This is a genomic window from Citrobacter sp. S55_ASV_140 (assembly GCF_018919505.1).
Lineage (GTDB): Bacteria > Pseudomonadota > Gammaproteobacteria > Enterobacterales > Enterobacteriaceae > Citrobacter > Citrobacter werkmanii.
Genome location: NZ_JAHLQZ010000121.1, coordinates 1 through 12,445 on the forward strand (window position 1 = coordinate 1; position 12,445 = coordinate 12,445).

A 12,445-nucleotide genomic window follows, 5' to 3' on the forward strand; every position below is an offset into this window, starting at 1 on the left:
GTTGGTATACTGATAAATTGGTGCAATAGGTGCCTGTTCCATCAGAATTTTCTCTGCCGTATTATAATCCGCATTCCGCGCCTTCTCGGTATTTTCCAACGTAGCCTGAGTTAATACTTTATCGTATGCCGGATTATTAAAGCGGGAGATATTGCCCGTATGGGTCGATGTTAATAACGACAGGAACGTAGAAGGCTCATTGTAGTCCCCCACCCAGGAAGCGCGGATCACATCAAAATTGCCGGTATTACGGCTGTCGATATAGGTTTTCCACTCCTGATTCTGCAGTTTTACGTCGACACCGAGGTTTTTCTTCCACATAGAAGCCACTGCGATAGCAATCTTTTGGTGGTTTTCAGAGGTATTGTACAGCAGCGTCAGTTTAAGCGGTTTCTGTGGACCATAGCCAGCTGCACGCAGCAGGGTTTTCGCCTGAGCATTCAACTCTTCCTGACTCATTTGCTCAAACGGCGAAGGTTCAGGTACAAATCCTGCCGTAACATCCGGCGTGAAATGCCAGGCGGGCTTCTCGCCGGTACCTAATACTTTCTCCGCCATCAAACGACGATCGATCGTCATACTCAGCGCCAGGCGCACGCGGGAATCGGCAGTCGGTCCCTTCTGGGTATTAAAGGCATAATAGTAAGTGCCAAGCTGAGGCGGGGTATAAACCTGGCCCGGAATATCCTTCAACAGTTTCTGATACATGTTTTTCGGGAAGGATTCCGTGATATCAATATCACCCGCAAGGTAGCGCTTAGTGGCTGCCGATTCCTGATTAATGGGCAGGAAGGTGACTTTTTGCAGAACCGTTTTGCCGTTGTCCCAGTAATGCGTATTCGGTACAACGACCAGTTTTTCATTTACGACGCGATCTTTGAGCACGTAGGCGCCGTTACCAATCAGATTACCCGGTTTGGTCCACTCTTTGCCGCTCTCAACATTGGCTTTTTGTACCGGATAAAATGCAAAACTTGCCGTCAGATTGGCAAACCAGGGGAGCGGTTTATCCAGTTGAACTTTTAATGTACGCGCATCGACCGCGCTAACGCCAAGCTTATCAGGCGCTGCTTTGCCATCGATGATCGCCTGAGCATTGCTAATACCCGCCAGCGCAGCAAACCACGCAAACGGTGATAGTGTTTTGGGATCAACCAGACGCTGCCAGCTGTAGACAAAATCCTGCGCCGTTACCGGTGTACCATCGGACCATTGCGCATTGTCACGTAGCGTAAACGTCCAGATGCGGTTATCGTTACTTTTCCACTGGGTGGCGACGCCAGGAACAATTTCTCCCTTCTCATTCTGATTGACCAGCCCTTCAAATAAATCACGAATGACCTGAATTTCAGGAAGTCCGACGGCCTTTGCCGGATCAAGCGACGCCGGTTCATCTTTTATATGCCGCACCAGTTCTTGTTTCTCTGCCAGTACCGTTCCGCTGGGAACATCAGCAGCCCATGATAAGGAAATGCTACTAACCAACAGCGCACAACAGGTTACTGAAACAGAATGCTGCATAAAATACCCTCAATTCCGGCTACTAAGTGAATGTGTAATTATTTGTATCGCCAGCAGGAAATGCAATTAACTTCCGACAAGAAAGTGATATTACACCTGAAAAGATAAGTGTGTGAAAACGATTTGATTATCCATACATTTTGCACAACACTGCGAGTAACTATTCGAGCATTTAGAGATGACTATGACCGCTACCCGTCCCCGTGCCGAGCGCGGCGCATTTCCGCCAGGAACCGAACATTACGGACGTTCATCGTTAGGCGCACCGCTAATCTGGTTTCCTGCGCTGGCAGCCGATCATGAAAGCGGCCTGATACTGGCAGGTACGCACGGCGACGAAAACTCATCTGTCGTCACCCTTTCCTGCGCATTGCGTACGCTTAACCCTTCCCTGCGTCGTCACCATGTGGTGCTGGCGGTGAACCCCGACGGTTGCCAGCTTGGGCTGCGCGCAAATGCGAACGGCGTAGATCTTAACCGTAATTTTCCTGCCGCAAACTGGAAAGCGGGTGAAACGGTATATCGCTGGAACAGTAGCGCCGAAGAACGCGACGTGGTTTTGCTGACCGGCGAGCATCCGGGGTCAGAACCAGAAACCCAGGCGCTGTGTCATCTTATTCACCGGATTCATCCCGCCTGGGTGGTTTCTTTTCACGATCCGCTGGCCTGTATTGAAGATCCCAGACGCAGCGAGTTAGGCGCATGGCTGGCGCAGTCATTTGAATTGCCGCTTGTCACCAGCGTAGGTTACGAAACGCCTGGCTCTTTTGGTAGCTGGTGCGCCGACCTGAACTTGCACTGTATCACCGCCGAATTTCCGCCCATTTCATCCGATGAAGCGAGCGAGAAATACCTGCTGGCCATGTCCAATCTCCTGCGTTGGCACCCTAGAGATGAAGCTGTCCGGTCGTAAAATGCAGGGATGGCTCCGCGTCGCTGGCAAGCCAGGTAGGTCCATCGAGATCGGCAAAACTGACCTGCGGCGTGAGGGGTAACGCCGCGCTAATCGCCCGGGATGTACACAGCATGCAGCCCAGCATCAGCGCAAATCCCTGCTCGCGCGCATCGACGGCCAGCGCCAGCGCTTCGGTCAGGCCCCCTGTTTTATCCAGTTTGATATTGACCATTTCATAGCGCCCGTGCAGCGCTTTCAGGCTGCTGCGGGTGTGGCAACTTTCATCTGCGCAGATCGGTAGCGGATGCACAAAATTCTCCAGCGCGGCATCATCCTGCGCCGGGAGCGGTTGTTCCAGCATCGCAACCCCTAAATCAGCCAGAAGCTGACAGCGCGCGGCCAGGCCCTCTGCCCGCCAGGATTCGTTAGCGTCGACGATGATCGTGGCCTCAGGAACAGCCGCACGAATGGCAACCATCCGTTCGCTGATTAAACGGGCATCCAGTTTGACTTTCAGCAGTCTCGCCCCATTCTCCCACAGTGCCGCCGCGCTCGCCGCCATCTGTTCGGGCGTTCCAATCACCACCGTTTGCGCTGTCGTCACCACCTCAGCCAGTTCGCAACCCACCAGCTCAGCCAGAGACAACTGCTGTTGTCGCGCATTCAGATCCCACAACGCACAGTCCACCGCGTTACGCGCCGCTCCCGCTGGCAGCAGCTTTTGCAGTTCTTCACGCGTCAGTCCATTTTCCAGTTGTGGCGCAATGCTCATAATTTGCGCCAGCACTGAGGCATCGCTTTCACCGTAGCGCGGATAAGGCGTACACTCTCCGACGCCTGTGACACCATTTTCTTCCACTTCGACCACCACCACATGCGCTTCGGTTCTGCTCCCACGGGCAATAACAAAGGGAGTGTGCAGCGGCCAGGCTTCCTCATATACCTTTACTGTTCTCATTCGTTTTCCTTAGTGCAGTCCCTGAAGCGGATATCCGCAAATAGCGTTTGCCGTGTTAACTGCTGATGGCATAAACTAGCCTCGACGTTAACTATATGTAAACAGGAAGATAACCATGTCACAAACCGTTCATTTCCAGGGCAACCCGGTTGCAGTCGCTGGCTCCATTCCTCAGGCAGGAAGCAAAGCTCAGGCTTTTACCCTTGTGGCTAAAGATCTGTCTGACGTTACGCTGGGCCAGTTCGCCGGCAAGCGCAAAGTGCTGAATATTTTCCCAAGCATCGATACCGGCGTTTGCGCGGCATCGGTACGTAAGTTTAACCAACTGGCGACAGAAATCGACAATACCGTCGTACTGTGCGTTTCGGCCGACCTGCCCTTTGCCCATTCTCGTTTTTGCGGTGCGGAAGGTCTGAGCAACGTTATCACGCTGTCCACCCTGCGCAATGCAGAATTCCTGAAAAACTACGGTGTTGAAATCACTGAAGGCCCATTAAAAGGGCTGGCCGCGCGCGCCGTGGTGGTTATCGACGAGAATGACAACGTTATTTTCAGCCAACTGGTCAATGAAATTACCAACGAGCCGGATTACACTGCCGCTCTGGACGTGCTGAAAGCGTAATAAACACTTAGCCTTCTATACAACACATTCTCAACCTCGCTACGGCGGGGTTTTTTATTGTGCACAGCCCCTCCAGCCAGGCTGGGGGTTTTCCATAGACAACAAGTAAGCCGTAACATTGCTGTTACGGCTTTGAAGGTGAGGACTTTTTTAACTTACCTGGACGCTTTTAACATCTCATCCGTTAAGGTAATCGAATCCAGCACGGTAAATATTTTTGCACTTTCACTACTGCCGTCGGCGGTAGCCGCATAAACTTTATCACCCGCTTTCAGTTTATTCACAGAGATAGTCTCAGAAGGCGACCAGTAACCCCGCTGCGAATTCAACACCGTGGAACAACCTTTACCGGACTTCTTGACCCCCCCATGGAACCATGAGCCACAAAAATTGGTGGTCGTTTTTCCTTTCGCGTCGGTTGAATCGTAATAAAAGTTAACGTACTGATACGTAATCATCATCGACGTACTTGCATTAATCGTATACGTCAACGAACCATTTTTAACCGACGTCTCTGACGATGCAATTTGCGAAGGGCTGCCCGTACTCACATCTTCAAGTGTGTACTGATAAGTTAACACAACGTTACCTTTCGCATCGGTAACTGTAACGTTATGCCCTTCGGTAATGAATCCAGACATTATGGATAACTTAACCGTGGAATAACCATTACCTGAATCGGTTATCGTTACCTGGTCGTTCCCTTTGTTGCCGTATTTACCGAAATAGTACGGCTCACCAACGGCATCAATATTCCAGCCATCGTGTTGCAATGTAACGGTATACTCCCCACTCTCAATACTGGCAGTATTTTGCGTCCATTTTAATTCCGGGTTAGATTTCGATTTGTCAACATTGATGTCTTTGATTTCCGTCTCTGCCGGTGTCTCATCGCTATGGGTAAACGGTGCAAACACTTCGCTGAAGGCGTATTGCGGTGCCTGAGATTCCGTTAACCCACTGTGTTCCGGCGAGACCTGACCGGCAACACCCGGCTGATCACGCATCATCGACCACATACCAATCATGCCCATATCGCGATCTTTGGCATCGTCCATCACCAGGTTAGCATCCGACAGATAGAACACTTCGCCCTGCACGTCGTTGTAGCCGTTCATCGGCGTAACGCCCATCATGGCGTTGATCTCGTCATCGCTCTTATCGGTGAATATCTGTTTTAACTGGCTTGACAGGTTTTCTATAGCTGAGGTTGCACATTTGCCATGAATATTCTGCCCTTCCGTACCGTCGGACTGACAGATACTGCTGCCGTAGTCCATCGCCATCACGTTTACGCCCGCCAGATTTACACCTTTGGCCTTCGCATCGTTCAGTACATACAGACCGTCATCGGTCAGACCGGTAGGCAGAATAGGCAACGTGTACCAGATCCCTACGCTACGACCTTCAGCTTTCCATTGATCCTGCGCAGCCTTAACGGCTTCGTTACGGCGGTTAATGGAGTCATGGTCGGCAACCCAGGTCCCTTCGATATCGAAGTCCAGCACGTTCAGGTTGAGGTTTTCAACGATGTCATAATAGTGTTGCTGCAGTTGTGATACGTCGGTACAGGCTGCCGCCAACGGCGAGTTGTTGGCGCCACCGATGGAGACCATGATATCTCCGCCTGCTTCACGCAGCGCTTTAATTTTACTGTACTGCGTGTAGTCATTAATGTTGTAGGCCGTGCCCCAGGTTGGCAGACAGGTATCAGCATCCTTCGCCACCACAAAGGCCATGGTGAAGTGGGTCACATTCTGGTTTTTGGCAAGACTGGCAAGGTCTGGCAGCGAGTTCAGGGTATAGTCGACATACGGCGCGTAGACATGAGCAGGCCATGCAGATGAAGGTGTCCCGACCATTGCTTTAGTGCCGGACCAGTCAATATAAATTTTCCACGGATTGGTATCGGCTGGCGTGACTTTCTGGACTTTAGCCTGGGAAACATAGTTTTCGCCGTTATATCGAATGAGTGTCCCGCTTTCATACAGCGTTGAAGAATTAAATTCAGGCGCATTATTGAGTTGATCCGTCGTATAAGTTACGACAGCACCCAGCGGTTTCCACGGGCGACCATTGGTGCCAGACGGGTTCTGGTTTGCCTCCAGGGAAGGATCATCGCCAATGGTATAAAAGAGCGCCTCATATTCCTGGCCATCTTTCTGAACTTTATCGCCTTTATTGTACGTCGTGGTTGCCGACCACTGCGCGACTTCCGCATACACTTCCCATGGATTGGCTGCGCCCGGCGTGAAACCGTATGCGCTCTGTGCGGTAGAAGTCTGCCAGGTCGCACCGTTGTAGGTAACAATATCATTGGCACTGTAGGCATTTGCGCTACTGTAGTCCGGATAGGTTACCGTACCGCCGCCAGTGTCGCAGGTTGTCGGGTTACCGTATTCTGCGATTTCTGCAGCGGTTGCATCACGTTCAAAACGCCAGGGATTATTAGCTTCGTCATCTGAGGCATTTCCCGGACAATCTGAAGCGCCAACCCACCAGGCATTGGTATAGACGCCGCTGTCATAAATAACTTCGTAAGGGCCGGTTCCTTCTTGTCCACTCCAGGCTTCAAGAGCCAATACGGGTGCTGCGACGCATAATGCGCCCATTCCAATTATTGTTTTGGTAAATATATTAAGTTTCATAATCATCCCTTATTAATAATCGCATTATTCAAAATGCGGTTAATTGTAAGAGGAATGCGGAATGAGTGAAATGAATAGCAACTACAGGGATAATTAATTAAGAATGAGGGATACTGGTCACATGAGTATTAATATTCAATATAAATACATTAAAATAAATTAATAATATGAACAAATAAAAAATGCCAACCCCATAATCAGGATTGGCAATAATACTTTATTCTTCACTTTTCTTTTGATTCAAACCATACTCGCGTAACTTGTTAGCGATCGCAGTATGTGAAACACCAAGCCGTTTGGCCAGTTTACGCGTGCTGGGGTAATTCATATACAACTGCGTCAGCACAGAGCGTTCAAAGCGGCTGGTAATTTCATCCAGCGAGCCTTCCATCACCTCTTCTCCGACCGCAACCGTTGCCGCATCGTAATCTGGCAATAATATATCCTGTGGCCGCAACTCATATCCCTCTAACTGGGTCAACGCCCGATAGATGGCATTTTTAAGCTGGCGCACGTTACCTGGCCAACCGTAGCGGGTTAATACCGTACTGAGATCGGCGGACAGTTTCGGACGCGGTACGCCCTGTTCGTCGGCAAAACGCGCCACAAACAGTTCGGTGAGCGGCATGATATCTTGCGGACAATCGCGCAGCGGCGGCAGGTTGAGGGTCAGCACGTTCAGACGATAATACAGATCTTCGCGGAACAAACCTTTCTGCACCAACTCCACCAGGTTCTTTTGCGTGGCGCAAATCACACGTACATCGACATGGACTTCATGATCTTCGCCAACCCGGCGGAAGGTCCCGTCATTGAGGAAACGCAACAATTTGGTCTGCATGCTCGGCGACATTTCGCCAATCTCATCCAGCAGCACCGAGCCGCCGTTAGCCTGCTCGAAGAACCCTTTTTTACCTTCCCCTGCGTGACCAAACAGCTCGCTTTCGACCGCGTCTTCAGGGATCGACGCACAGTTCAGCGCCAGATACGGCTTCGCCGCACGCGGGCTCGCCAGATGACAGGCATGGGCAAAGAGATCCTTACCCGTACCGGTATTACCGGTGATCAGCAACGGTGCGCTCAGCGTCGCCAGCTTACGGGCCTGTTCTACGACATGCTTCATTTTGGCGCTGACGGCAATAATCTGGCTAAACGCGCTCAGATCCTGCGTGGTCATATTTTGCAACTGACGCCCCATTCGGATGGTGGAACGCAGCATGACGACGGCTCCCGTCAGCATTTGCTCCTGATTTTCACCCTGCAAATGAACTGGCGTAATTTCCATCAGGAAATTCTGTCCGTTAATCACGACATGCTCGCTATGTGAATCCTGCGGATTGCTTTCGAGCCAGCGCTGGAAGTTAAAACCATTGATTAACTGGGCGGCAGTATGATTACGCATCCGCTCCTGAGAGTGAGCAAAAAGCTGACAACTCGCAGGGTTCGCCATCTCAATTTTGCTTTTCATATCCAGAGAAAGAACGGGTTCAGGCAATGCCTCGAGCAGCGCACTCAGCGCCAGATGTTCCCGTTCGGAAGGCATCCAGGGGACGGTACGTACATCCATAACTCCTGAAATACGGCGGATTTCAGCCATCAGACTACTGAAGTTGGTGAACTCCAGTTCCGCAAAATTAAGGTAAATTCGCCCGATGGGGTCAATCTCGATACCGCGTAAATCAATGCTTCTCAGCACCAGTAAATCGAGCAATTCGCGGGTCAGACCAAGTCGGTCTTCACAAAAGACTTCCAAACGCATAGGAACCTTCACCTGGACAAGGGATTATGTGTTAAATGATAAGACAGTATTTGGTTTGCAGGAAGAACTCTGTCAACAAATATTGACAGCACGCTGGAAAATTGGGCGCCGCGGCGTAAAGTTATACCATCGACGCCCTGTTCCAGTTAACTTTCACGCGGAGATTTGTTCTTTTGTAAGGTCTCTTTGACCTGACCAATCAACTGGCGGCGAAAATCCCCAAGTCGTGGTTTATCGTCATCGATCCACGGGAGCGGACGGCAGAGTTCCATCGCTTTAATACCCAGACGCGCCGTTAACAGCCCGGCACCAATACCCTGCGCAGCACGTGTGGATAAGCGCGCCGCCAGATCTTGCGACATCCAGTCCATACCAACCTCGCGGACCAATTCGCTGGCGCCGGCAAAGGCGATATTCAGCAGCACCAGCCGGAACAGACGCAGACGACTGTAATACCCGAGCTCAATGCCATACAGCGAGGCAATACGATTAATCAGCCGCAGATTGCGCCAGGCGATAAATGCCATATCCACCAGCGCCAGTGGGCTGACGGCAATCATCAGCGTGGACTCCGCCGCAGAACGACTGATCTCACGTCGCGCCTGCGCGTCCAGCACCGGTTGCACAAGATGGGCATACAGGCTGACGATTTCACGATCGTTTTGCGTTTCGTGGATAGAGGCATACCAGCGCTGTAACGCCGGATGGGACTGATCAATACCCGCCTGCTGCGCCAGCTTTTCACAAAATGCGCGACCTTTTCCTGTTCCGTGGCTATGAAACAGGTCTCGCGCTTCATCACGTTCATGCGCTCGCTGGCGCAAACGCCACAACCTGCGCCACTCGGTCACCACCGACCCCACGCCCGCGCCGACGATCAGCGCGCCCGCGGCGCACCCTCCCAGCGCGACCCAGTCCTGAGTCTGCCAGGCATTCATGGTCCACTGTACGCCCTGTGCGACAACACTCACACCAAACAGCGCCAGCCCGCCCATCACCATTTTGCGCCACAAACTGCGTTTAGGACGCAAGGCAGCATCAATCACCGCTTCTGCCTGACCTTCGTCTTCCAGAGGCTCATCCAGTGTCGCCGGAGCAAAGGTCTGCGCTTCCGTTTCATTGAACATTTGCTGCGCTTTAAACGCCGTGTTTTGTTCCACGTCCAGCGGACCTGAGAAATCGATACGCGGTTTTAACGGCTCGCTCATCGCAATTTATCTCCTATTAAAAACTCCAGCGCGGCATCAAGACGGATATGCGGTAAGGGTTTATCAACATCCATCACCTGCGGGCGAAATGCTTCAAACTGAAATCCCTGTCTGTCCCAGAATGCCTGTCCTGGCAGTCGTGCGGGCACTTCACCAGGATAGACGATCAGCGGTTCGCCATCGCTCAGGCGATTGCCACGCAGCGCTGGGATCTTTTCGCCTTTCACATCAATCAGGCCGCTGGTGGTTGCCTGTACCGATGCCAGGCCCAGACAATCCATGCTAATACCTTCGAACGCGGCGTTTTGCCAGGCATCCTGAATCAGTTGCTGGAGCAACGACACCATATTGGCGTGCTGATCGACCGTGACATGGTCAGCTTTGGTGGCGGCAAATAACAGTTTGTCGATCACCGGAGAGAACAGCCGACGAAACAGCGTACGCTGCCCGTAATGGAAGCTTTGCATCAATTGGGTCAGCGCCAGACGCATATCATTGAACGCCTGTGGTCCGCTGTTGAGCGGTTGCAAACAATCCACCAGTACAATCTGGCGATCAAAACGCAGGAAGTGATTCTTATAAAAGCCCTTCACAACCTTTTCGCAATAGTAATTAAACCGCTCGCGCAACATGCCTGCGTTGGTGTGTTTGTCCGCCTGCGCCAGCTTAGATTCGCCGTATTCTTCTACATCCGGCCACGGGAAGAATTGCAGCGCGGGCGCACCCGCCATATCTCCCGGCAGGACAAAGCGTCCTGGTTGAATAAAATGCAGCCCCTGCTGTTTGCACTGATGCAAATACTCCGTCCACGCGGCGGCAATTTCCGCCAGACGGTTTTCATCAGCAGGGGCCAGCGGATCCAGCCCCTGGCATAGCTGTCGCCATCTGGCCGACCATTCGCCCCGCTGACCTTGCAATAATCCGGTCATTTGCCGCGACCAGCTCAGGTAATCCTGCGCCAGCATCGGTAGATCGAGCAGCCACTCGCCCGGATAATCGACGATTTCCAGGTATAGCGTGGAGGTGTCTTTGAAGTGGCGCAGCAAAGAGTCATTGGACTTGTAGCGCAGCGCCAGGCGAATTTCGCTCACCCCGCGCGTCGGTGTCGGCCAGGCTGGCGGAGAACCATACAGTTGAGCCAGTCCCTCATCATAGGTAAAGCGCGGAATGCCAAAATCACGTTGAGGAACCCGTTTAACGCCGAGCAGACGTTCTTCGCGCACACAACTGAGCAACGGCAGTCGCGCACCGGCATGAATATTGAGTAACTGGTTTACCATCGCGGTGATGAACGCCGTCTTACCGCTACGGCTAAGCCCGGTGACAGCCAGGCGCAAATGCCGATCTACGCCGCGATTAACCAGCGAATTGAGTTCATTTTTAAGTCGCTTCATCGCCATCCCGTTATGCTGAAGGAACCGAAGAAATTATAACAAACAGGAAGTAAAGATAGGGGTCAATTCTTATTTATCAACTACCTGAGCGGTGTCAGACGGCATTATTCCTGCCGCCTGTTACAGAAGATATACGGATGGTTTAGTTATTCTCTACTTTTGGCAGCGCGATCTGGTTGATTCCACCTTCATTCGTCACCTGCGTGTAGCCCATTTCAACGAGCATATCCTTCGCCTGCCCCGACTGACGCCCGGAGTTGCAATACAACTTCACGGTGTCGGTCTTATCAGGCACTTCTGTTGCGATACGCGCCTTCATCTCTTTTAACGGAATATTGACGGCCCCCTGAATGTGCTGCTGTTGGTATTGCTCAGGAACACGAACATCAATCCAGTGTTCGGCAGCATAAACCGGCATGCCAATGACCAGTGCCAACGCTAATACGCCTTTTTTAAACATAATATCTTCCTGATCGATAGTTGGATTTCACTACAACACTATACGCCAGTTCTTAAGAAAATATTGCGACTGCATTATCATCGTACACACCAGCAGATCGCATTGTTCTTCAGGTAACACATTGTGCGGTGTGTCTTTTGATTTTTCTGTCAGCATTCTGTGATTGTTGTCATTCGGCATTGAACTCCATAATATGTCCGCCATTGACTCTCGGACGGAGCTTGGGATCTATGTCTCCTACCATTTATGATATTGCACGAGCCGCTGGCGTATCAAAATCCACGGTATCGCGCGTGCTGAATAAGCAAACCAACATCTCGCCGGAAGCGCTGGAAAAAGTGCTGCGCGCTATTGATGAGTTACAGTATCAGCCCAATAAACTGGCTCGGGCGCTCACCTCTTCCGGCTTTGACGCAATAATGGTGATATCAACCCGTTCTGCCAAAACAACCGCCGGTAATCCCTTTTTCTCTGAAGTGCTGCATGCTATTACGGCCAAAGCCGAAGAAGTCGGTTTTGATGTCATATTACAGACGTCGCGAAGCACCGAAGATGATTTACAAAAATGTGAGAGTAAAATTAAGCAAAAATTGATCAAAGGCATCATTATGCTGAGTTCTCCTGCCGATGAATCTTTTTTTGCAAGACTGGATAAATATAACGTCCCGGTCGTGGTTATTGGTAAAGTGGAAGGAGAGTATGCCAATGTGTATTCTGTAGACACTGATAACTATCGTGACAGCATCACACTGACAAATGCGCTTATTGAGAACGGCCACAGTAATATTGCCTGTTTACATGCCCCGCTTGACGTTCATGTTTCCATCGATCGCGTCAACGGGTATAAAGCCAGTCTTCAGGCACATAATATTCAAATACGCGATGAGTGGATTATTGATGGGGGTTATACTCATGAGACCGCCCTGCTCGCTTCGCGGAAATTACTGAGTCAACAACCGTTACCCGACGCAGTATTTGCC

The 12,445-nt window shown here is 51.3% G+C and carries 10 protein-coding genes; 3 read left to right on the forward strand and 7 right to left on the reverse strand.

The window, feature by feature from the left end:
• The coding region (locus tag KQJ18_RS16365; RefSeq protein WP_216422312.1) for a peptide ABC transporter substrate-binding protein at positions 1–1,521 on the reverse strand (1,521 nt) is incomplete at its 3' end.
• Positions 1,522–1,705: 184 nt separating this feature from the next.
• Here KQJ18_RS16365 and mpaA point away from each other — a divergent pair.
• Positions 1,706–2,434, forward strand: a complete 729-nt coding sequence (gene mpaA, locus KQJ18_RS16370; protein ID WP_087856184.1) for a murein tripeptide amidase MpaA — start codon at positions 1,706–1,708, stop codon at positions 2,432–2,434.
• On the opposite strand, the gene ycjG is transcribed toward mpaA, so the two are convergent.
• Positions 2,409–3,374, reverse strand: a complete 966-nt coding sequence (gene ycjG / locus KQJ18_RS16375; protein ID WP_087856141.1) for an L-Ala-D/L-Glu epimerase — start codon at positions 3,372–3,374, stop codon at positions 2,409–2,411. The two genes, mpaA and ycjG, sit on opposite strands and share 26 nt — an antisense overlap.
• A gap of 115 nt (positions 3,375–3,489) precedes the next feature.
• On the opposite strand from ycjG, the gene tpx reads away from it, so the two are divergent.
• Positions 3,490–3,996 (forward strand): thiol peroxidase, encoded by a 507-nt coding sequence (gene tpx / locus KQJ18_RS16380; RefSeq protein WP_085048121.1) that lies wholly within the window; start codon positions 3,490–3,492, stop codon positions 3,994–3,996.
• A gap of 155 nt (positions 3,997–4,151) precedes the next feature.
• Here tpx and KQJ18_RS16385 read toward each other — a convergent pair whose 3' ends face one another.
• From KQJ18_RS16385 to pspE, 5 genes are all read right to left on the reverse strand, one after another.
• On the reverse strand, positions 4,152–6,644 hold the full coding sequence (locus KQJ18_RS16385; RefSeq protein ID WP_150345078.1) for a lysozyme: 2,493 nt from the start codon (positions 6,642–6,644) through the stop codon (positions 4,152–4,154).
• A gap of 217 nt (positions 6,645–6,861) precedes the next feature.
• Positions 6,862–8,403: a transcriptional regulator TyrR gene (tyrR, locus tag KQJ18_RS16390; RefSeq protein WP_216422313.1), complete on the reverse strand. Its 1,542-nt coding sequence runs from the start codon at positions 8,401–8,403 to the stop codon at positions 6,862–6,864.
• A 146-nt stretch (positions 8,404–8,549) separates the two neighbouring features.
• A complete protein-coding gene (locus tag KQJ18_RS16395) occupies positions 8,550–9,611 on the reverse strand; it encodes a YcjF family protein (RefSeq protein WP_216422314.1) in 1,062 nt (353 codons plus the stop codon).
• Complete coding sequence (locus tag KQJ18_RS16400) at positions 9,608–11,005, reverse strand: YcjX family protein (RefSeq protein WP_216422315.1); 1,398 nt, start codon at positions 11,003–11,005, stop codon at positions 9,608–9,610. Before KQJ18_RS16400 ends, KQJ18_RS16395 begins: the two co-directional genes overlap by 4 nt.
• A 142-nt stretch (positions 11,006–11,147) precedes the next feature.
• Complete coding sequence (gene pspE, locus KQJ18_RS16405) at positions 11,148–11,465, reverse strand: thiosulfate sulfurtransferase PspE (RefSeq protein ID WP_038640891.1); 318 nt, start codon at positions 11,463–11,465, stop codon at positions 11,148–11,150.
• Between the two features lie 230 nt (positions 11,466–11,695).
• On the opposite strand from pspE, the gene KQJ18_RS16410 reads away from it, so the two are divergent.
• Positions 11,696–12,445 (forward strand): LacI family DNA-binding transcriptional regulator (locus KQJ18_RS16410; RefSeq protein WP_216422317.1); only part of this gene is annotated, 750 nt, incomplete at its 3' end.

Excerpts from the sequence above, each read along its gene's own strand:
- ycjG (WP_087856141.1), bottom strand. The coding sequence starts at position 3,374 with ATGAGAACAGTAAAGGTATATGAGGAAGCCTGGCCGCTGCACACTCCC.
- KQJ18_RS16400 (WP_216422315.1), bottom strand. The coding sequence starts at position 11,005 with ATGAAGCGACTTAAAAATGAACTCAATTCGCTGGTTAATCGCGGCGTA.
- KQJ18_RS16395 (WP_216422314.1), bottom strand. The coding sequence starts at position 9,611 with ATGAGCGAGCCGTTAAAACCGCGTATCGATTTCTCAGGTCCGCTGGAC.
- pspE (WP_038640891.1), bottom strand. The coding sequence starts at position 11,465 with ATGTTTAAAAAAGGCGTATTAGCGTTGGCACTGGTCATTGGCATGCCG.
- mpaA (WP_087856184.1), top strand. The coding sequence starts at position 1,706 with ATGACCGCTACCCGTCCCCGTGCCGAGCGCGGCGCATTTCCGCCAGGA.
- KQJ18_RS16385 (WP_150345078.1), bottom strand. The coding sequence starts at position 6,644 with ATGAAACTTAATATATTTACCAAAACAATAATTGGAATGGGCGCATTA.
- tyrR (WP_216422313.1), bottom strand. The coding sequence starts at position 8,403 with ATGCGTTTGGAAGTCTTTTGTGAAGACCGACTTGGTCTGACCCGCGAA.
- tpx (WP_085048121.1), top strand. The coding sequence starts at position 3,490 with ATGTCACAAACCGTTCATTTCCAGGGCAACCCGGTTGCAGTCGCTGGC.